Origin of the sequence: Shewanella psychrophila (genome assembly GCF_002005305.1) — a bacterium.
GTDB lineage: Bacteria > Pseudomonadota > Gammaproteobacteria > Enterobacterales > Shewanellaceae > Shewanella > Shewanella psychrophila.
In genome coordinates this window covers 1312060-1333332 of record NZ_CP014782.1, presented here as the reverse complement: position 1 = coordinate 1333332, position 21273 = coordinate 1312060, and the positions used below count along the sequence as shown (strand labels likewise).

The window sequence follows — 21273 nt, the reverse complement described above, 5'->3', positions numbered from 1 at the left end:
TAATCTTAAATTTTATTTTATGGAGAATAGGATGAAGGACCTGCTACCCGATTTATTCGATTATTTTAATAATGAACTGGTATTGTTAACGACTCAATATAAACAATACGCTAAGCGTACAATATTTTGGGGTGAGATTGTTACCATTAAGTGTTTTGAAGATAACTCAAAAGTAAAAGAGATCCTTAAAACAGAAGGTAAGGGGAAGGTGCTATTCGTCGATGGTGGTGCTTCGCTTAACAGAGCCTTACTCGGTGACTTAATCGCCTTGAGTGCAGTTGAAAATGGTTGGGAAGGTATTGTTATAAATGGCTGTGTCAGAGACGCCGGGGCACTGAAAATGATGGATATAGGTATCAAAGCCATAGGTACTAACCCGATAAAAACACAAAAGAAAGGTGTAGGAGAAGTCAATTGTATGATTTTAATGGATAACATTATAATCATACCCGGTATGATGTTATATTCTGATGAAAATGGCATCGGCATTGCCAATACCGAGCTCGACCTTTCTCGCTTGCTATAATTTCAACTTAGTTATTTGGATGGAACCTGTTATGAAAATTGTTAAATGGTTTTTTATTGTCTTTTTCCTCGTGTTCGCGAGTCTCGCGGCCTACTTGACCCTCATATTTGATCCAAATGATTTTAAACCTGAGATAGTCGATGCGGTAAAAAAGCAAACTGGGCGTGATCTCATCATTGCAAAAGATCTCTCATGGACGTTTTTCCCAAGCATAGGAATTGAGCTAGCTGATATTTCATTATCTAACCCTAAGGGATTCGATGCCGCTTCCATGTTAGAGGTGAAGAAAATAGTGGCTGAAGTAGAGCTAGTCCCTCTGTTCAGCAAAAAAGTAGAGATTGCTCAACTCAATTTAGATGGTTTGATCGTTAATCTAGAAACCCGTAAGGATGGGCGCACGAGTTTCGATGGTTTACAGAGTGCGAGCTCAGAAAAAAAACCAGTTCAAGTTGACGACGCGACAGCTTCACCTAGCATGTTATCGAGTTTGGATATTGGTGGCGTCTCGATCACCAATACACAAATTCGCGTTTCAGATAAACAAACGGGGAGCGAACAAGTATTTAGCCTGGATAATTTAACCCTTGGGAAATTCTCTCTGGGTGAGTTTGCCAGTCTCGAGTATAGCTTCAGTGCCGAAATGCCTGATATGACACTAATGAGTCAGGGCAAGGGCTCAATCAGAGTCGCTCAAGACATGACTCAGGTTCAGGTTAAAGATTTTAAGATAACTAACGCGATTGCTGGTGAGGCAATACCTAATAAGAAGTTAGATATTACCTTGTTAACCCAGCTTGAAGTGTTATTAGAGGCCAAGCAAGTTCATCTTATCTTGGATGAATTAAATGCAGACGACATTCAGGCTAAAGGGAAATTGGATATTGCTTATGGTCATAAAGTGCCTAAAATCATTGCTAATTTGGATTTAGGTGACATAGATCTTGATAAGTTTTTGCCACAAACCGATAAAGCAGAAAAGGCCAAAGGAAAGAGCCAGCCAGAGGCTGCTCTTACTGAGCCTGATTTAAGTGCCATGAAGTCTCTGGATCTCACCTTAGCGCTGACAGCGAAATCCATTAAAGCATCAAATATGCTGACCAGCAATTGGGTGATGGATCTGACTTTAAAGGGGGGGATTCTTAACTTGAAGAAGCTAGCAGCCGATCTTTATGGTGGAAAACTGGCGGTTAAGGCGAGCCTGGATGGCCGTCAAGCTGTACCGAGTTACAGTTTTGAAAAATCAGTATCAGGGGTTCAGATCCGTGAACTCTTAAAAGATGCTGCAGATATTGATCTGTTGGCGGGAAGTGCAAACTTCAATGTTAAAGGCAAGGGCAGAAGTTTGCTCCCCGATAATATTAAGAAGAATATTGCCGCTAAGGGCAAGTTTGAGATTGCTGATGGTGCCTTATACGGAGTGAATGTTCCGCAAATGCTCAGAGATGCTCAAGCAAAATTCAGTGGTGGTTCATCATCAACGACTTCAGCAGAAAAGAAGACAGACTTTACTTCATTGACAGGCTCCTTTTCAGTCGTCAATGGTGTGGTGTCTAACCCGGATTTGGTGATGTCGTCTCCATTAATTAGGCTTTCGGGCGCTGGTACTGCCAATATTATTTCAGAAGCGCTAGATTACCAATTAACCACAGCTGTGGTTGGTTCCCTCGAAGGACAAGGCGGTGGAGAAAAAGAGTTACTTCATGGAATTGAAATCCCATTCTTAATTACAGGAACCATGTCGAAGCCAGAGTTTGCCTTGGATACTGCCGGTCTGTTTGATGCTAAATTAAAACAAGAAGCAGAGAAGGTGCAGGATAAGCTTAAAGATAGTCTTCTCAAGAAACTAGGAGGTTTTTAATGAATAAATTCTTCTATTTTTCTTTGGGAATTATCGGTTTATCCGGCTGCACTCAAGAAGTATCGCAATTGGTTGAACCCACTCAAATTAAACAGCAGTCAGTTGCTCAAGTGGAACCAGCTAGAATTGATGCCTCTTCATTAACGTCTTCAGAGTCCTATAAACTGGCTGGAAAAGCGGAGGGCAAGATGGATAAAGGCTTGTTATCAGGGCAATTACAAATCTCTTTGGCATCAGGTTTTACTGTGTCACTTCTTATCACGAATAATCAAAGTTATGGTATACCGATTCAGTATCGCTCTGGCATGACGGCCGATCTTCACTTATTGGATCCCAAAGGAAACAAGGTCTGGGCTTGGTCCGATACTATGATGTTTACTCAGGCTATTCGTGACGTGGTGATCCCCCCAGGCAAAGTGACTCCAGTGAGATTTACTTTACCTAAAGAAGCATTAGCTAAAGTTAAGGGGAAAGGCTATAGCTTAGTGGCAATCTATGCCGGACAGGCAACAGAATCGACTCAAGCGGCTATGGGGAAGGTGAGTGTGTCTCTCGACAATTATGTAAACTAGTTGGCGATTTAGTTTTAACAAAAAATGCCAAGTCCATGGGTAGGACTTGGCATTTTTTGTTTGTCTTTCTATAAATATCAGGCTCTGTCGTTAGTCACATCAACATAAAGCTGTAGTTTTTGACCCGGCTGGATGTATTTAGCCTTTTCCAATGCATTCCAACGTACCAGGTCGTTGAGACTCACTTTAAACTTCGAGGCGATGCGTGCCAAGGAGTCTCCATTACGTACCGTGTAATTCACCTTGCGGGTTACTGAAGCGTTATTCTTATTGCCTGTCCAGATAGCTAATTTCTGCCCAATTTTAAGGGTGTCTTTTGGCGCCATATTATTCCAACGGGCTAGCTGTGACGTCTTAACCTTATGGTTTTTTGCAATTTTCCAAAATGAATCACCAGACTTAACGATATAGTCGATTTTTATGTTACCGCGGCTAATATTTTGTTTTGACTTTACTCTTTGGGCTAGGCTAAGGGCATATTGTTCAGGATCGTTTGCCGCGACAGGGATGAGCAGATGACGCCCGGCAATAATGGTATTGCCTTTAATGTCATTGACAGCACGAAGGGCCGAAGGTGTCGTGCGATAACGCTGAGCTATCAGACCTAAACTATCACCTGATTTAATCTGGTAGCGTTCCCAATTCAGTCTGTCACTTGCTTGTGTCTCTGCCATGGCTAATTGGAAATTAGCCACTTTTTCTACGGGTAAAACAATGTTGTGAGGACCATTTGGTGGAGTCGCCCAACGATTATATCCTGGGTTAAGCTTGTGTAATTCGGATGTTGTCATTTCGGCGAGCCCTGCAGCGAGTGCAAGGTCCACCTGGCTACCCGCATCGATCACTTGAATATAGGGTTGATTGTCTATGTGAGTCAGTTTGATGCCATATTCATCGGCATGCTGAATCACGTCTGCAAGTGCAAGAAGTTGAGGCACGTAGCGCCGAGTTTCAGTCGGCAGACTTAATGACCAAAAGTCGGTTGGTTTTCCTTTTCGCTTATTATTTTTGACGGCGTTGATCACACGTCCTTCACCTGTGTTGTATGCCGCGATGGCGTAAAGCCAGTTTCCATCGGTCTTCTTATACAGGTATTCGAGCATATCTAAGGCAGCAATGGTTGCAGCTGGAACGTCCCTGCGACCGTCGTACCACCAATTCATCTGTAAACCGAAATGTTTCGCCATAGGGGAAGTGAACTGCCACAAACCAGAGGCTGCGCCATGTGAATAGGCGAAAGGATCGAATGCGCTCTCCACGATAGGAAGAAGGGCCAGCTCTATAGGCAAATCACGCTTCTCTATCTCTTCGACGATCAAATAGAGAAAAGGGGTGGCGCGTTCCGATACTTTCTCGAGATGTTGTGGGTGCTTAATGTACCAGTCCCGATATTGCTTGACTAATTTTTGGTCTGGCACATTGAATGATAAACCCAGGCGGATCCTTTGCCAGACATCGGTTATCTCAGCAACTTCAATTTTGGGTTCTTTGACTTCTTTAGGTAAGCTCAAAGGTATAATGGGTAAGGCTTGAGTATTGTGTTCTTCAGAGACGGGGCTGTCGAATGACTGGCACCCCGAAAGCAGGGCAATACTCCCCGCTAGGAACATGTTTTGTATGCGCATCGAAAAAGAATTCCTTAATTCTGTCCCTCTATTTTGAACAAATCGAAAAGGGGACTTATTTAGCGCTGCATTGTAATCTTTTTTTCAGAAATTGTCTTTCCATTGCCTGAGAAGAGCAAAAGTGTCCACAGGATCTGACACATTTTGGACAAAATGTTGATTTACTGAGGCCTTAATCGTGTCGGCATTGCAACGTAGAAACGGGTTAATGTTACGCTCTGTGGCTATGCTGGTTGGAATTGTTGCCACTTGCCTGCTGCGTTTATCCAGACAAAGATTATGATATTGGACAAGCTCGGGGTTAGCCGGTTCCACCGACAAGGCAAAATTCAGATTGGCTAGGGTATATTCATGGGCGCAATAGACTCGGGTCTCGCCAGGAAGCTGGGATAAGGCCTCTAAAGAGTGGTACATCTGTTTAGGTGTGCCTTCGAAGAGTCTGCCACACCCGCCGCTGAATAGCGTATCACCACAAAAAAGCTCACCTTCCATCAAATAGCCAATGTGACCTAATGTATGTCCTGGCAAAGGAATGATATCCACCCTTTGGTTGAAATGTTTTAGGGTAATATGGCGCTGACCTTGGCAGTTGGAGGAGAGTGGGTTATTTAGATTATCTATGTTTTCATTATCGGGTCCATACACTTCTATGGTGTGCCCTGTATGGGCTAAGAGTGTAGCGATACCGCCAGTGTGATCATGGTGGTGATGTGTGATTAAAATCCCGGCGAGTTGTAATTGCTTGATATTCAGATAATCAATGACGACTTGGGCATCGCCCGGATCGACTACGTACACAGATTGATTACCATACTGAGAAATAATCCAGATATAATTATCATTGAATGCAGCTAATGGAGTGATTTTTAATTTTGAAGATTCAATTGCTTGCATATATGTTTCATCTCATCAGGTGGTAATTTTCATATTGGGGATCTAGCTTCAGTTAACCAAGTAAATTTATTGCTTACAATACAGATTAACGCTTTAATGTTGTTAATCGCCCTATAATTATACCACTGCAGTTTAGCTAGGTATATTATCCAGAGTCGCTGCACAAACAAAGGGAGTACTGCTTGTTTAATGACACAAAAATACTGGTACCTCGAACGTGGTCGCAATTGCCTAATGGAGAGAAAATTAAGGCGACTGTAGAACAAGAGCTTGAATCATGGTGGCCAAAAGTTTTTGGATATCATATGTTAAGCTTAGGTCCCTTAAGCGCAGAACTGAGCATGCCAGGCCTGCCTATCGGTCGTCAATTTTCTCTATTTGATGGCGATAATGCATCTTTGCGCGCCGAGTTTAATGCGTTGCCTATACAGAACGGGGTTATTGATGCGGTTGTCATGAACATGTTGCTCGAGTTTGAAGCCGATCCTTATAAGTTACTCCGTGAAACAGACAGAGTTCTCATATCCGGTGGCTACCTGTTTATTGTGGGCTTTAATCCCTTGAGTCCGGCTTTTATCGGTAAAGCCTTGCCTAAGTATCAAAATAAACTCCCCTGGTGTGGTCGATTTTTTACCCCATCGAGAGTCAAGGATTGGCTTGGGTTACTGGGCTATCAGGTGGTTGCCGATGAGCGCATCATTCACCACCATTTACTGAGTGAAATGCACAAAGAGAGTATCTGGCAAAACGCACTCAAGGCTTGGTTACCTGGAACCGGAAGTGTCTATTTGATTGTGGCGCGTAAGTTAGAGACGCCTTTGACACCAATACACGAAAGGAAGAAAGTGCGTCAGCCTAATTGGACTACGGCTCCTACGGCAGGAAGAACCGCTTTAAAAAACGATACCTTTAAACAGAAGTAATAGAATTTAAATGCGAATAACACTAAAACAATTATCAATATTTGAAGCTGTCGCCCGCAGTGGCCAAGTTGCCAGAGCCGCCGATATGATGAATCTATCGGCCCCAGCGACCTCTATGGCCCTATCTGAATTAGAGAAACAACTCGATACCAGATTATTTGAGCGGGTCGGTAATCGGTTAAGGCTAAACTCCCAAGGCAGTCTCTTACTGCCATTGGCTACCGAAGCGCTACAGAAAATGGAGCAGATTGAACATCTGTTCTCATCCTCGGAGGCTGAACTCAGTGGCACGTTAAATGTCAGCGCGAGCTCCACAATTGGTAATTACTTGATGGCAAAAAGTGCGGTGGCCTTCTGTCAGCAGCACACCAGCGCCTTCGTCGATCTCGATATTGACAACACTCAAGCTGTTATAAAATCGGTGTTGGAATTTAGAACAGAAGTCGGGTTTATTGAGGGGCAATGTCTCGACAGTCGTATTAAAGTAGAGGCTTGGCATAAAGATAATTTACTCATATTCTGTCATACGGCTCATCCTCTAGCGGGGAAGCGGGTTAAGCCTATGCAGTTACGTGGTCAACCTTGGGTCATGAGAGAAGAGGGCTCTGGTACCCGAGATTACTTTATTAGTGCTGCCAATGCTCTGGATATGCAGCCCATTGAAAGATTCAGTTTCAGTACGCCCGATGCGATAAAGCAAGCGGTCAAACAGGGGGCCGGTCTGGCTGTGCTGTCAGAGTTAACTCTGGAAAAAGAGCTGAGCCGTAAGGAGTTGGCTGTTATCGAAGTGGAAGGGCTAGCGCTAACGAGACAGTTTTATCAGATTCACCATAAGAGCCGAAATTTCACACCACTGTGTGATGCGTTTATCGGCTTCTGTACCAAATTTAATAACTTGTCGATTTAGCAATAAGTCTGGTTTAAACCGGGTAACCAATATCTTCTTGAGTTGGCTTAGCTTCGGCAGCCACTCTGGCTAAGGTGTCGCAACGTTCATTTTCCACATGACCGGCATGACCCTTAACCCAGCGCCATTCAATTTCATGGGATGTTGTGGCTGCATCTAAACGTTTCCAGAGGTCAACATTCTTGACCGGTTGTTTAGCGGAAGTGAGCCAGCCCTTTTTTTTCCAACCGTGGATCCACTGAGTGATGCCTTGCCTCATGTATTGACTGTCACTGGTGAGCACGATTTTACAGGGCACTTTTAAGGCTTCCAATGCGATGATTGGCGCCAGTAACTCCATTCTGTTATTGGTGGTTAACAGAAAACCATCAGAGAGTTCCTTGACTTGTGATTTATATTTCATCACCACCCCATAACCTCCGGGGCCTGGGTTTCCTAAACAGGAACCATCGGTAAATATAGAGAGCGGTTTTAACATCAAGTTGTTACCATAGACAGATTATCGGGCGAGTATACCCAAAAACTTAAGAAGTGTTAGCAAAATTTATGAACATAGTTTCTAGTGCAAAAAGGCAGATCATTCTCGATACAGAAACCACGGGTATGAACCAGAGCGCAGGTGCTATCTATCTTGGTCATCGAATCATAGAAATTGGTTGTGTCGAAGTGATTAATCGTCGCTTGACCGGTCGTCATTATCATGAATATATTAATCCGCAACAGCTTATCGACGAAGAAGCCATTGAAGTCCATGGTATTAGCAATGAATATGTCGCGAACAAGCCAAAATTTTCCGAGATAGCACAGAGTTTTATCGAGTTTATTGATGGTGCCGAAGTGGTGGCTCATAACGCGTCGTTCGATATTAGCTTCATGGACCATGAGTTTGGCTTATTACAGCCCAAAGGCCCTAAAACGGCAGATATCTGTGCCATTCTAGATACCTTAGCCATTGCTAAGTTTTTGCACCCAGGTCAAAAAAATAACCTGGATGCATTATGTAAACGTTATGGTATCGATAACTCACGTCGAGAACTCCACGGCGCATTATTAGATGCGGAGATCTTAGCCGATGTCTATCTATTGATGACTGGCGGACAAACCAAGTTTAATCTTTCGAGCGAAACCGGAGGCGAGGGGGCTGGTGGCATCATACGATTAAGCCAAGAACGTACAAAACTTAAAGTGATCTCAGCATCGGCCGATGAACTAGCTAAGCATGAAGCGCGACTCGATATTGTGGCTAAGGGCGGACTTTGTGCCTGGCGTGAATAAGATAGAGAAGGGGTTAGTGCGATATCAAATAGAAAATAAGGGTGCTGGCTTATTAGTCGCCCTATAACTAGCATCATAACTATCAGAAAATATCCGACATTCTATATTCAATTTCTACTATCTTTGACGAGGACAGACGTCACCTTTATGAATGTTAATCACCTTGTTTCGAAAACAAAAAAATTAATTGCCTTAGTTATGATGCTAAGTACTGTGCTTTCCACATCGGCTTTGGCCGATATTGTGCCTTCCAGTGAAGCCAGTGTATTGAAGAATCGCTTCAGAATAGATCATATGGTGGATAGTCTTACCCTGTTTATTCAACGCCAGTATGGCAGCTCGCCAGTCGTCATTGTCTTACCCGATGGCAGTAAGTGGTATGCGAGCAGACATCCCGAAGAGGTACAATGGGTCGATGGTTTGAGCGGCGATATCGTCACCATACAAAACCCCATGCCGGGTCCCTGGCAGCTTATAGGCAGAGTCGTAGAAGGATCTAAAATTCAAAAGGTATCTAAACTGGGTATTAAGGTCGAGCCTTTACCCCAACCTTTATTTCAAGGCGAACGCTTGAAGGTCACAGCTCAACTCTTAGGAGATGAGCAGCGTTTAAGAATGCCAGGGCTAGATTACTTAGTTGAATGGACGGCGCGTTTCATCAGTGATCATCTCGCTGGAGATGAAAATTTTGCGGCGGGCACACTCATAGTAGGCTCATATAAAGATTACGGTGAAGGGTTAGACGAACGACCCGATGACGGCATTTTCACCGGGAAAATTAATTTAAATCAGCCATGGGGTCACTACACCTTTCAAGTTAAGGTGCGGAATAATGTGTTTACCCGAGAAAGCCTGTTTAAGTTTATGTTGTCACCTATCCCCATTGAAATAGATATTATTGAACCAGAAGATCCCTTAACAGGGCGCTGGAAGCTATATGTCAAAGTTGATGAAGCCGTGGTGCAACTATCTGAGACACATTTAGATCTTGAGTTAGTCGGTCCAGCAGGGCTTCAACTGCCTATTACATTAAGTGATTTGGAATCCTCACAGAGTGAGATAATGCTTCCTGAAGTATCAGATTTTGGTAGCTATAGAATCAAAGGGATGGCAGTAACGACAACCTTAGGTGGACGAGAGATAGTATTAGCCTTACCTGAACGCTTCTTTAATTTGATTGAGCCCCCTAAACCACCGCCTACAGCCGAAGAGTTAGCGGCTAGAGCTGCGAAGAAAGCAGCCATTGCCGAGGAGAAGGCCAAAGATGATGCGGTTTTCTGGATCATAACGGTAAATTTAACACTATTGGTGTTAGGGACACTTGGATTACTCATCTGGCGTAAGAGACGTAATCTGAAAGAAGCGTTAGCCGCAACTCAAAAAAGGTTAGATGAAGAGAAAGAAAAAGACGTAGGTCCATCATTAGATGAAATTGATCTGACCATGCCAGAAGATCCTCCTGAAGAAGGAAAAGGCTAGCGAGTGGTTTTTATATCCAGAAAGCAGTAATTTGCACCTAATTGCTGCTTTTTTAGCTGATCAGTTTGTCTGTTTAAAATAACTATTGACGCGGCATGCTCGCCTACGTATTATTCACCGCAACTTGATGTGGAGCGGTAGTTCAGTTGGTTAGAATACCGGCCTGTCACGCCGGGGGTCGCGGGTTCGAGTCCCGTCCGCTCCGCCAATCAAGTTACTAAATTTATTTTAGTTGTTAGTGACATAGCAACTAAAAGCCGAGAGACAATAAGTTTAGGAGCGGTAGTTCAGTTGGTTAGAATACCGGCCTGTCACGCCGGGGGTCGCGGGTTCGAGTCCCGTCCGCTCCGCCAAATAACGAAGCCCTTATCGAAAGATGAGGGCTTTTTTGTGCCTGAAATATGCTTGGGTATTCATTTATGTGGAGTCGATCGACTTTTTTTATACCAATCAGTAATGAGTTGTGATCTAATATAGGTATCGCAAATAACCCGTATCTCCGTTTGAAAAACTATACCGCTGAAGAGATTTTAATCTTATCTAGAGCAGAAAAAGAGCCGCGTAAACGGATCCGATTACTGGCAGTAGCCTTATTCCTAGAGGGGCATAGCCGAACAGATGTCGCCGAGAGACTAAAAGTAGCCCGTGGCAGTGTTAACGCCTGGGTAGCAAAATATCTTGCGAGCGGCCCCAAAGGATTAGATGCCAAAAAGAATAAGGGCCGTGATAGCTACCTCACCTCAAGCCAAAAGCAGCAACTAAGTGCATATATAGAAGAACAAAGCATAAGTTCCTCTGGAGGCAGACTGACAGGTGACGCTATCCTAAAATATATTCAGCTACGCTTTAATGTCGACTACCACCCGAATGCGATTTACAAACTACTGGAACAGTTAAGTTTTAGCTGGATAACTAGTCGTTCTAAGCATCCAAAGCAATCACCTGAAGCCCAAATGGCTTTTAAAAAAGTTCCAACTGGAAACGATCCTTAACATCCCTGGTAGTGTGGCGCTTGAACGGGTAGATATTTGGTTTCAGGATGAGGCTCGATTTGGTCAACAAAATAGTACGACACGCTTGTGGGCGAGAAAAGGGACGCGTCCAAGAGCTGTGCGTCAGCAGCAATTTGAATATGTCCATTTCTTTGGTGCTGTTTGCCCACAAACAGGAGAGACTGAAGCGATAATTACGCCATACCTAAGTAAGGACATTATGCGTCAACATCTATCACTGATATCCCAAAGAACAAAGGCTGGTCGACATGCTGTTGTTGTGATGGATGGTGCAGGTTGGCATACCGATGATATAGCGGATGAATTTAATAATCTAAGTATCATCAAGTTACCTCCGTACTCACCAGAGCTAAACCCAATAGAACAAGTATGGAGTTGGTTACGACAACATCACCTTGCTAATCGCAGTTTCAAAGGTTACGAGGATATAGTGGATGCCTGTTCGATTGCTTGGAACTGTTTCATTAGTGATACAAAAAGAGTGGTGTCACTATGCCGAAGGGACTGGGCAATAATGACTTAATGTTAAGATGGAATGGTATTAAGTATCATCAAGTTACCTCCGTATTCACCAGAGTTAACCCAATAGAACAAGTATGGAGTTGGTTACGACGACAACATCACCTTGCTAATCTCAGTTTCAAAGGTTACGAAGATATAGTGGACGCCTGTTCGATTGCTTGGAACAGCCTCATTAGTGATACAAAAAGAGTGATGTCACTATGCCGAAGGGATTGGGCAATTATGACTTAATGTTAAGATGGAATGGTATTACTTAATTATCTCGATACAATTCCCGGTTAGGTTTGAAATTAATTACTTCGAGAAACCATGATAGGCCTATATTAGGTCAACATAAGAGATCTTGTTATCTATACTGATAACACTGTTTAAGGATAAATATTATGGTTGAGCAGATCACTGCCATGTTAGGTTTGTTAGGTGTTCTTTCACTCTTGTGTCAGTGGATTGGATGGAAGTTACGCTTACCCGCCATTTTGCCTCTCTTACTCTGTGGACTCTTGCTGGGACCCGGTCTCAATATACTCAATCCAGATGCCATTTTTGGTGATCTGTTATTCCCCATTATTTCATTAGGTGTGGCAGTCATATTGTTTGAGGGTGCACTAACCCTTAACTTCAAAGAGATCCAAGATCATGGTCGTATGGTCACTAACCTTGTGACGCTAGGCACCTTGATCACTTGGGCTTGTATCGCTTCGGCAACGCATTTCTTGATGGATTTTCAATGGGAGATGGCATTACTCTTCGGCGCTTTAGTTGTCGTGACAGGACCCACTGTGATAGTCCCTATGCTAAGGAGTATTAAACCAAAATCAGAACTCGCTCGAATTCTACGCTGGGAAGGAATCGTTATCGATCCTATCGGAGCTCTCCTTGCTGTATTGGTGTTTGAATACATAGCTGTCGCGGCAGATCCAACGGTTCATGTCTTACATGCTTTAGGTTACATGTTAGGGATAGGAATAGGCTTTGGGGCGATCACAGGTTATTTGGTAGGCGTCATTATCAAGCAGAATTTATTGCCTCATTATCTTAAGAATGCCGGGGTGTTAACTATCATGCTAGGGGTATTTGTCGGCTCGAATCTGATACAGGAGGAGTCGGGATTACTCACTGTGACTGTGATGGGAATTGTGCTGGCTAATATGCGGGGCATAGATATCTCGGATATTATCGAGTTTAAGGAAACATTAACTGTACTGCTTATCTCGGCACTGTTTATCTTGTTGGCGGCCCGTCTGGATTCTGATGCATTACTTAACTTAGGTTGGCAAGGGTTAGTATTATTAGCTGTGGTGATGTTTATCGCTAGACCGCTGAGTGTCTGGGCTTGTGGGATCGGGACATCACTTAAGCGCAATGATAAGTGGTTTCTATGTTGGATGGCTCCTAGAGGCATAGTGGCTGCTGCAGTATCGTCACTCTTTGCTATTAAACTTGAAAGCTTAGGTGTCCCGGGAGCTAATCTTATCGTACCTTTAGTCTTCCTAATAATCATAGGTACAGTTGTGGTGCAAAGCCTAACTGCTGGCGTGTGGGCGAGATATTTAGGTGTGGGTTCGGGATCCTCACAAGGGCTGCTTATTTTTGGTGCCTCGGCTTTTTCCCGTGAACTGGCAAAAGTGCTTAAGTCTAAAAATATCACAGTGACACTAGCTGATAATAACTGGGACAATATTCGGCTGGCTAGGATGGACAATATTCCTGTATATTTTGGTAATCCAACTTCCGAACATGCCAGTAACTTTCTCGATATGACGGGAATAGGGCGCTTATTGGTGATCTCTCCCTACCGTCAGCTCAATCCATTGGTGAGCTTTCATTATCAAGATTTGCTTGGCACCAATAAGGTCTATGGACTCAACAATATTGAAGGGACGAGTGCCAGGCATCAGCTGTCTGAATCATATTTAGCGCGTTTATGTTTATTTGGTGAGTCAGTTACCTATGCCAAACTTGCCAGTTTAATATCGAAAGGCGCCCTGATAAAAAGCACTAATATTACCGACAGCTTCAGTTTCGATGATTTTATCGCCAGATATGGAGAAAGCGCCATGCCATTGGTGTACATTCAGGCAGGTAAAGTGAATATCTACACAGGTCCTGCCGATAAGTTAGCGAGTGGCATAGAGTTGATTAGCTTGCTACCCATAGAAGCGCAGCTGCTGGCTAAGGAACGTGCTCTATTACTGGGATCTAAAGCGGCGGATCAACTTGCTCAAGATGAGCTTAGCCATGAAGCTAAGGCAAAACCCGGTATGGAAAATGAAAGTAGACAAGCTGATTGAAGCTGCTCCCAAGAGAAGAGTCCATGCTTTAAGAATTTGCTAACAGCGAGTCGTAGTAGATACTGATAGCGCTTGAGTACTTTTAACAGCGATGGGTATAAGATAAAAAAGGAGGCGTGAGCCTCCTTTTTTATTGATTAACTATAAATCGTCGTAGCTCGATTAAGCTGCCTGTTCATGGCTTGGTTTGTTTATCCCCATGGCCTTCAACTCATCGGCGTCGAAATCATCCACATTGATAGACTTCAAACGACCGACCTCGGCACGTTCAAGCAGGTCAATTTCCTCGTCTGTGAGTACACCTAATGCTTTCCCTTGTGCGGCCACTTTATCAAGCCACATAAATGGAATACGCTTACCTGCAGCCTTAGATACCTTGGCATGTAATGGCTCACAGGCGAGAATGTCTTTGAAGGTCTGCTCCTGCACACCGACGGGATTATTCTCACATGGGGTCCAGAATTGGCCTTTGCCTAAGCGCTCACGGCTGGCACAAGGTGTTTGCATTATGGTAGCCACTTTATGATCTAACACATCGCTAGGTCTCTTCAATGGACGACCGAATGGGAAGATAATGCCTCGAAGGATAAAGCCCAGTCCCATAGGGAAGTTGTTGAGCAGATCGTCCAGTGACTCTTGTAATTTATATAATGAATCCTCGACGGCCCACTGAACCAATGGCAAGTCTTCAGTCTGACGTCCCTCATCTTGATAACGCTTAAGGGTGGCAGAGGTGAGATAGAGCTGACTGAGTAAGTCGCCTAATCTAGCCGATATGCGTTCCTTACGTTTCAGTTCACCGCCTAGTGTCGCCATCGCCAGATCTGAGAGCAGAGCTAAGTTAGCGCTAAAACGGTTCATCTGTTGATAATAACGTTTTGTTTTATCTGAATAGGGCGCATTGGAGAACCTTGAAGAGGTGAGTCCAAGCCAGAAACTGCGAACCAGATTACTGATGGTAAAGCCGATATGACCAAATAGCGCAGAATCAAAGGTGTTTAGGCCGCGGTTTGCATCGGTATCGAATGCTGATTCCATTTCGGCGATGACGTAAGGATGACAACGAATAGCACCTTGACCATAAATGATCATAGAGCGAGTCAAAATGTTAGCGCCTTCCACCGTAATAGCGATAGGAGCAGCCTGATAGCCTCGACCTAAGTAGTTATTCGGGCCTAAACAGACCCCCTTACCACCGTGGATGTCCATGGCGTCAATCACACACTTCTGCATTCTGTCGGTCAGGTGGAATTTCACGATGGCAGAAATAACCGAAGGTTTTTCGCCTAAGTCTATGCCCGTTGTGGTTAGACTCGTCACAGCGTCCATCAGATAGGCGTTACCGCCGATACGCGCCATGGGTTCTTCGATACCTTCAAGCTTGCCGATAGGTAGTTTAAACTGACGACGGATACGCGCATAAGCGCCCGTTGCCACTGCCGCCGTCTTGATGCCCCCCGCTGAGTTTGAAGGCAAGGTGATACCACGCCCTACAGACAGACATTCGACCAACATGCGCCAGCCTTGTCCTGCCATTTCCGGACCACCTATGATGAAGCTCAAAGGCACAAAGACTTCATTACCTTTGGTTGGACCGTTTTGGAACATACAGTTGAGCGGGAAGTGACGACGCCCAGTTTCAACGCCTTCCATATCCGTAGGTATGAGGGCACAAGTGATGCCTAGCTCTGCCTTGTCACCCAATAACTGATCCGGATCGCGTAATTTAAACGCCAGACCCAGCACGGTGGCGACTGGGGCGAGCGTAATATAACGTTTGTTCCAGGTTAATTTCATACCTAGAATTTCTTCACCTTCCCACTGACCTTTACACACAATACCAAAGTCAGGAATAGCACCAGCATCACTGCCAGCTTCAGGACTCGTGAGTGCAAAACAGGGGACTTCCAGACCTTGAGCCAGTCTAGGTAAGTAATGGTCTTGCTGCTCGGGTGTGCCATAGTGTTGTAAAAGCTCGCCTGGGCCTAAAGAGTTAGGCACGCCGACGGTTGAGGCGAGTTCACTGCTAAGACCCGCAAGCTTTTGTAAGACTCGTGATTGTGCGTAGGCTGAATATTCCAGACCACCATATTTCTTCTTGATGATCATGGCGAAGAAACCATTATCTTTTAGGTATTGCCAAATCTCCACGGGAAGATCACCGAGTTGATGTGAGACCTGATGCTGATTAAGCATCTTACACACCTCTTCAACAGGACCGTCTAAGAAGGCTTGCTCATCAGCACTCAATCTGGCTACCGGATAGTTGTGGAGTTTCTTCCAGTCTGGATTTCCGGCAAATAGATCGGCTTCCCACCATGTGGTTCCGGCTTCAATGGCTTCTTTCTCGGTAGAAGACATCTCAGGCATGATGCCACGATAGATTTTCAATAATGGTCTCGTGAGGAAATTTTTACGAAATGCACTGATATTCAGTGGTAGGGCGATGGCTAAGAAGATGATCCACGATAGGGGACTCACGACTTCAGTTGCTGAACCGACAGCCATAACGACTGCGGCAATGATGCTAGATGTTAGCAACGAAACTCTTAGGTAGGCGAGTGCGCCTAACACAAAAAGAAACGCGAGGATCCATAGTAAGCTTGTCACTGTTATTCTCCTTAAGGTGCGACCTGAATATTGTACTGAGGCCAGAACTTTTTCTGATCATTATCACAATTATAGGTTGTGGTCTGACCTGTGTCGCATAAAATTTAAACCTATGTGAAATTTAATACAAGTTTTTTTTCAAACAAACGTTTAGAAAAATTGTCAAAGTCGTGATTCCACTTTCTGCTTCAAATAGTTAGAATGCGTTAGAATTTAAATATTACAGATGTAATTTAAGGGTTGAATTAATGTGTGAACTCCTTGCCATGAGCGCTAATGTGCCGACAGATATCGTATTTAGCTTTACCGGCCTGGCTCAAAGAGGTGGTGTCACCGGCCCCCATGTTGATGGATGGGGGATCACCTTTTATGAGGGAAAAGGTAGTCGTACTTTTAAAGATGCACGTCCTAGCAGTGAGTCTCACATCGCTGAGCTCATTCAAAGCTATCCGATTAAGAGTGAAGTGGTCGTTAGTCATATTCGTCAGGCGAATCGCGGATGCGTGTCTCTGGAAAATACGCATCCATTCACTCGTGAACTCTGGGGGCGATATTGGACCTATGCTCATAATGGCCAGTTAAGCGATTATCAAGACACATTTTCTGTTTCCAGGTTTCAGCCTGTGGGTGATACAGATAGTGAGTTGGCATTTTGCTGGCTCTTAGAGAAGGTGGTTGACAAATTTGGTGAGCAAGAGCCTGAAGATATCACCTTGGTGTATCAGTTTATCGCCAAGCTAGCCGATGAAATTCGTGCTTTGGGCATATTTAATATGATCTTGACCGATGGTGCTCATTTGATGAGCTATTGCAGTAATAATCTCTGCTATATCACCCGTAAAGCCCCTTTCGGTAAGGCTAAGCTTATTGATACCGATGTGGTGATAGACTTTGATAAAGAGACCACTCCTGGCGATATCGTCACAGTGATTGCGACTCGTCCCCTCACTAAGGATGAGGAGTGGCATATTTTAGCGCCTGGGGATTGGAAATTATTCCGTAAAGGTGTATTGATTCTTGATGAAGATGCTCAAGGCTGATTATTACGCTATGTAGGGAATTAGTCTAGGGAGCATAGCAAAATTGGTTATGCTCCTTTTTATGATGAATGTATTTCACAGACTTGTTGCTTGTTTATGGCTGTATACTTGAATCAGTTGCAGCTTCGTCAGTTTTTACCGTTTGCTCTGAAGAAAAATGATAGTTAAGTAGTTTTATATCTAGCTGTTTACTGCCTTTTTCGAAGTGGGTTAGACGCACGGGTAGGTACCCAAGATCCGGTGCCATCCAAAAGAAGGTCTGGCGTTTCTTGCTGTCTCTGACCACTTCAACCTTGATGGTTTCATAGCTACCACTCTCGATATTCATTCTCTCCTTACCTATGATCCGAAAATCATACTCATCGACTTCTCCCTCTTTGACCATGGCATAGTGAAGGTTTTCTTTTCCTTGGGTCAAGTCGAGTCGGAATTGCAGCTGCACCATGAGAGGATCGTATAAAATATCGGTATAATCTAGCTTAGACTTTTCATCTTTATAGCGACTGTGAACGACTGCTTGTGCTTTGGCAAAGGCGGCTTGTTCTTGAAAGCCGGGGCCGGTTCCTTTCCTGTTATGGGTATATCGCATGGGAGTGAGTTGGTTGCCTTCGCGTATGAAGTCACTGCGCACATTACGCCTGTCTGATAATACCAGTAAGCTAACATCGCTATCGAAACGGTAATGATAGAGATTGCCTTCGGCTTTAGGGAGCTGGTAGCGCGCCTTTCCTAGTTCAATACTGCCATAATTAACCTGATACTCTGCTGTTTGTGGGGTTAACGGACTCGGAGCCGCAGCCACATAGAAGCTGAAAAGGAATAAATTGGTGGCTAATGCTAAACGCTGACCCATGGACAATGAAGTCTCCTTAAATGTACATTGATAAAATAATATTTGTTTTACTGGACTATGCCCTATGTGGCGACTTCTTACTGGCTATATCTTAGCGCGATATTGGTTCTAAATTGGCTAATCATTAATGGAGTAAAGCTTAGGCCAGACAATAAGTCAGACAATAAATCTGTTTTTTGGTTCATTGAGCTTACTTTCACTTGGCTTCAACACCCGATTACTGATTATGTTCAGTTAAAACGGCAGTTGTAAAACCAGTGTCGCCATATCTGGCCGCCATTCAAATTTGGCTAAAGATATTTTCCCTCGGTTGACCTCAACACCTTCTAATCTGAGTAACTGCATTTGTGTTCTAAATGCTTGGGTATCAGGTTTAAAAGAGATCTTTCCTTGGCTGTTGATGACCCTGTGCCATGGCAGGTTTAATGTGTCGGGGGCCATCTTTAATGCTTTAGACACATATCTTGCTCTACCGGGTAATCCTGCTAAATCGGCGACCTTACCGTAGCAACTTACTTGACCCTTTGGGAGCATGGCTACAATGAACCAGATTTTTTCCATGGGGGACTTGGCCGCTATGGTTGACGGGGAATTAGCGTCTTGATTGGGAGATGTACATTGTCTATTAAGCCTCGTCATACTCTCTTGTGCCATGTAATGACCATTTGAATCATCATATCCTCTTCATCTTTAACTCGCTAGTTTAAAGGAGTTTTAATCGGGATCTTGGCTTGTATCTGTCCTTCTTAAGGTTAACTTGTCACGATTAATTTAACTGATAGTAATGGGTTATAACATTAATAAAGTAACGGACTATTGATGATAAACACTTAGATTTTTATTGGAGGTGTAGGTTTTCTACTTTCTGTTTAGCGTCGGCAAAGTACTGTAAAAGGTATAGTGAAAAATACAGTGATGATAAGAAGCCCATAACTCATCAATGAGTTATGGGCTTCTTAGATTACTTTATGGGGTCTTAATTGGCTAATGCTTCGGTTAAACCACCTCGACTTCATTAGCCACAGGCTTATGAGTTGGCGTTTTCATGACACCAAACTTGTGGAACAAGACAAGGCCTAGTGCTGTGATTAAACCGAAGGCACCTATTATGTACCACATCAAATCCGGCCTTTGTGCTTGTTTTGCCACCTCTGAATAGAGATAGCCTGACAAGGGGCCAGCCAGTAGGAAGCCGATGGCTGATGAGACGAAGTAGTAACCCATGAACATGGCTTTCTTGTCGTGTGGTGCAAAACTGGCGACATATTCCTGACTCTTAGGTGAGGCTACCATCTCTCCAATAGAGAAGACCAAGATAGAAGTCAGCACCATGACGCCCCCCATGATGGCACCGTGGGCCACGCCACCCAAAGCAGTGCCGAAGGCAATGATCACAGTCCCGGCAACCAGAACAGGTAAAGCCTGGAATTTCTCTGCAAAACGGCTCACTATTAACTGTAAGAATACGATAGATAGGAAGTTAAGGCCTATCATATATTCAGGGTTAATCTGGCGATACTCTGTAGACCAGGCATTTGCATAAGCTTCAGCTTGAGAAGGATCGGCAGCTATCGCATTTAGCCCTAGGCTTAGTTCAGATACGGGCACCATGACTTTGTAATGTACCAGGTCAAAGTAAGCGGCCTGAGCCGTGAGCTCCTGATTAACTAAAGCGGCTGACAGTCTGGTGATCTCAGTTTGTAAGCTTGAAAGATCGACCGGAGCCAGGAAACTGAGAAGATTCGGATAAGAGGCCATGATAGCGATGAGATCTGAGGTATCGACAAAGTCACGAATATAGATAGGTAGCGTGATAAAAATTTGCTGATAGACCATCCAGAAACCAGACAAAATGAGTAAATAGATCACGAATGGCTTATTACCGATAGCTATTTTTTGCTTATACCAAGGTGCGGTCAAATCAGACTTACCTTTCAAGTTCCACAGATAGTGCCCCGAAAACCAGGCTAGATAAACCAAGAGTGTGGTTTGTCCCGATAGCCATTTAGCGCCATAAGACATGAGGATGATCAGAGTCCCAAAGAAGAGCAACGCGAAGCGTAAGTTACCCAGTACTTCCTGTATATCGGCGAAGACGGCTTTGAGTGGTTTGCCTTTCTGAGCATTTTGATCTGTGGGTTCCTTGTAGAAGAGTAAGGCGGGTATAAAGTTAACCGCAATCCAGAATGATGACATGATAAACACCCAGTCCCAGCTTATTGCTCGAACATAGCCAGCAATGAAGGGGCCGAGAAACCCACCGATGTTGACCATCATATAGAAAATTCCGAAACCTAAGCCGCGGTTGGTATCATCGGTCGTACGGGCAACGGTGCCAGTAACCACTGGTTTGAAACAGGCTGCACCGAGTGCTACGCCCATAAAGGCGATGAAGAAACCTGCAAAAGAATCAACTTGTCCCAGAATGAAGTAACTTGGACACATGATGGCATAGGCTATTAAAAACATCTTACGGTAACCGTATCGATCAGCCAAAGCACCTGTGACGACAGGAAATAAGTAAAGGAAGAAAGGGATCATGCCTTGCAGTAATCCACGTTCTTGATCACTGAAACCTAAACCTCCTTGTTGAGAAGGTGAGGTCATGTAGAGGGATGACAGGGTAAAAAATCCATACCAGGCAAGACGTTCGAAGATCTCCATGGTGTTGGCGACAAAGAATGTCTTGGGCAAGGGGGTACGAGTCACTTGTGTCATACTACGTCCTGTATATTTTATACGATTTATCTATGCTATCCCCATATATGTAGGAATTCAAGTAATGTGACAATAAGGTTAAAAACGGCAAGGTGACTGATGAGATTTTGAGCGCTATGGAGTTGCCTTTAGCGCTTATTCGGTCATAATGGCGCCAAATTTTTACA

General features: G+C 44.1%; 17 protein-coding genes, 2 tRNA genes and 1 pseudogene. 13 read left to right on the top strand and 7 right to left on the bottom strand.

Annotated elements, in window-relative coordinates:
* The first annotated feature begins 31 nt into the window (after positions 1 to 31).
* The 3 genes from sps_RS05965 to sps_RS05955 are packed head-to-tail and all read left to right on the top strand — an operon-like array spanning position 32 to position 2956.
* Positions 32 to 526, top strand: coding sequence for a putative 4-hydroxy-4-methyl-2-oxoglutarate aldolase (locus sps_RS05965; RefSeq protein ID WP_077751705.1), 495 nt, complete (start codon positions 32 to 34; stop codon positions 524 to 526).
* 31 nt (positions 527 to 557) lie between these two features.
* Positions 558 to 2384, top strand: a complete 1827-nt coding sequence (locus sps_RS05960) for an AsmA family protein (protein ID WP_077751704.1) — start codon at positions 558 to 560, stop codon at positions 2382 to 2384.
* Positions 2384 to 2956 carry a BsuPI-related putative proteinase inhibitor gene (locus sps_RS05955; protein ID WP_077751703.1) on the top strand — a complete coding sequence of 191 codons (573 nt, stop codon included), beginning with the start codon at positions 2384 to 2386 and terminating at the stop codon, positions 2954 to 2956. Before sps_RS05960 ends, sps_RS05955 begins: the two co-directional genes overlap by 1 nt.
* Positions 2957 to 3033: 77 nt before the next feature.
* On the opposite strand, the gene sps_RS05950 is transcribed toward sps_RS05955, so the two are convergent.
* Together sps_RS05950 and gloB are read right to left on the bottom strand one after the other, a co-directional pair.
* Entirely contained in the window at positions 3034 to 4581 is a 1548-nt protein-coding gene (locus sps_RS05950) for a LysM peptidoglycan-binding domain-containing protein (RefSeq protein ID WP_077751702.1), read from the bottom strand.
* Between the two features lie 84 nt (positions 4582 to 4665).
* Positions 4666 to 5475 carry a hydroxyacylglutathione hydrolase gene (gene gloB, locus sps_RS05945; RefSeq protein WP_077751701.1) on the bottom strand — a complete coding sequence of 270 codons (810 nt, stop codon included), beginning with the start codon at positions 5473 to 5475 and terminating at the stop codon, positions 4666 to 4668.
* A gap of 182 nt (positions 5476 to 5657) precedes the next feature.
* Here gloB and sps_RS05940 point away from each other — a divergent pair, with 182 nt between their 5' ends.
* Positions 5658 to 6398 (top strand): class I SAM-dependent methyltransferase, encoded by a 741-nt coding sequence (locus sps_RS05940; protein WP_077751700.1) that lies wholly within the window; start codon positions 5658 to 5660, stop codon positions 6396 to 6398.
* A 10-nt stretch (positions 6399 to 6408) separates the two neighbouring features.
* On the top strand, positions 6409 to 7305 hold the full coding sequence (locus tag sps_RS05935) for a LysR substrate-binding domain-containing protein (protein WP_077751699.1): 897 nt from the start codon (positions 6409 to 6411) through the stop codon (positions 7303 to 7305).
* Positions 7306 to 7318: 13 nt separating this feature from the next.
* Here the strand turns inward: sps_RS05935 and rnhA are convergent, their stop codons facing one another.
* Positions 7319 to 7783: a ribonuclease HI gene (gene rnhA / locus sps_RS05930; protein WP_077751698.1), complete on the bottom strand. Its 465-nt coding sequence runs from the start codon at positions 7781 to 7783 to the stop codon at positions 7319 to 7321.
* Positions 7784 to 7851: 68 nt separating this feature from the next.
* Here rnhA and dnaQ point away from each other — a divergent pair, with 68 nt between their 5' ends.
* The 7 genes and pseudogenes from dnaQ to sps_RS05900 all read left to right on the top strand — a co-directional run bounded on the left by dnaQ (position 7852) and on the right by sps_RS05900 (position 13885).
* Positions 7852 to 8580, top strand: coding sequence for a DNA polymerase III subunit epsilon (gene dnaQ, locus sps_RS05925; protein ID WP_077751697.1), 729 nt, complete (start codon positions 7852 to 7854; stop codon positions 8578 to 8580).
* A 147-nt stretch (positions 8581 to 8727) separates the two neighbouring features.
* On the top strand, positions 8728 to 10059 hold the full coding sequence (locus sps_RS05920; RefSeq protein ID WP_077751696.1) for a TIGR03503 family protein: 1332 nt from the start codon (positions 8728 to 8730) through the stop codon (positions 10057 to 10059).
* A gap of 131 nt (positions 10060 to 10190) precedes the next feature.
* A tRNA-Asp gene (locus sps_RS05915) sits at positions 10191 to 10267 on the top strand.
* Positions 10268 to 10335: 68 nt separating this feature from the next.
* Positions 10336 to 10412, top strand: a tRNA-Asp gene (locus tag sps_RS05910).
* A 150-nt stretch (positions 10413 to 10562) separates the two neighbouring features.
* Positions 10563 to 11595 (top strand): IS630 family transposase gene (locus sps_RS05905; RefSeq protein ID WP_169915688.1). Its coding sequence is split into 2 segments (ribosomal slippage): positions 10563 to 11029 and positions 11028 to 11595, totalling 1035 coding nucleotides; the frame shifts between segments, so codons are not numbered across the junction.
* Between the two features lie 18 nt (positions 11596 to 11613).
* A pseudogene (locus tag sps_RS28660) lies at positions 11614 to 11825 on the top strand (transposase); the annotation flags it as partial.
* A gap of 152 nt (positions 11826 to 11977) precedes the next feature.
* Positions 11978 to 13885: a cation:proton antiporter gene (locus tag sps_RS05900; protein ID WP_077751695.1), complete on the top strand. Its 1908-nt coding sequence runs from the start codon at positions 11978 to 11980 to the stop codon at positions 13883 to 13885.
* 162 nt (positions 13886 to 14047) lie between these two features.
* Here the strand turns inward: sps_RS05900 and fadE are convergent, their stop codons facing one another.
* Positions 14048 to 16495: an acyl-CoA dehydrogenase FadE gene (gene fadE / locus sps_RS05895; RefSeq protein ID WP_077751694.1), complete on the bottom strand. Its 2448-nt coding sequence runs from the start codon at positions 16493 to 16495 to the stop codon at positions 14048 to 14050.
* Positions 16496 to 16743: 248 nt separating this feature from the next.
* Between fadE and sps_RS05890 the strand changes: the two genes are divergently transcribed.
* Positions 16744 to 17535 carry a class II glutamine amidotransferase gene (locus sps_RS05890; RefSeq protein WP_077751693.1) on the top strand — a complete coding sequence of 264 codons (792 nt, stop codon included), beginning with the start codon at positions 16744 to 16746 and terminating at the stop codon, positions 17533 to 17535.
* Between the two features lie 94 nt (positions 17536 to 17629).
* Here sps_RS05890 and sps_RS05885 read toward each other — a convergent pair whose 3' ends face one another.
* The 3 genes from sps_RS05885 to sps_RS05875 form a co-directional block, all read right to left on the bottom strand.
* The gene (locus tag sps_RS05885; RefSeq protein ID WP_077751692.1) at positions 17630 to 18388 is read right to left on the bottom strand and encodes a DUF3108 domain-containing protein; all 759 of its coding nucleotides are present in this window, start codon (positions 18386 to 18388) and stop codon (positions 17630 to 17632) included.
* A gap of 234 nt (positions 18389 to 18622) precedes the next feature.
* Complete coding sequence (locus tag sps_RS05880; RefSeq protein WP_077755562.1) at positions 18623 to 18949, bottom strand: MGMT family protein; 327 nt, start codon at positions 18947 to 18949, stop codon at positions 18623 to 18625.
* 435 nt (positions 18950 to 19384) lie between these two features.
* Positions 19385 to 21106: an MFS transporter gene (locus sps_RS05875; protein WP_077751691.1), complete on the bottom strand. Its 1722-nt coding sequence runs from the start codon at positions 21104 to 21106 to the stop codon at positions 19385 to 19387.
* Positions 21107 to 21273 lie beyond the last annotated feature (167 nt).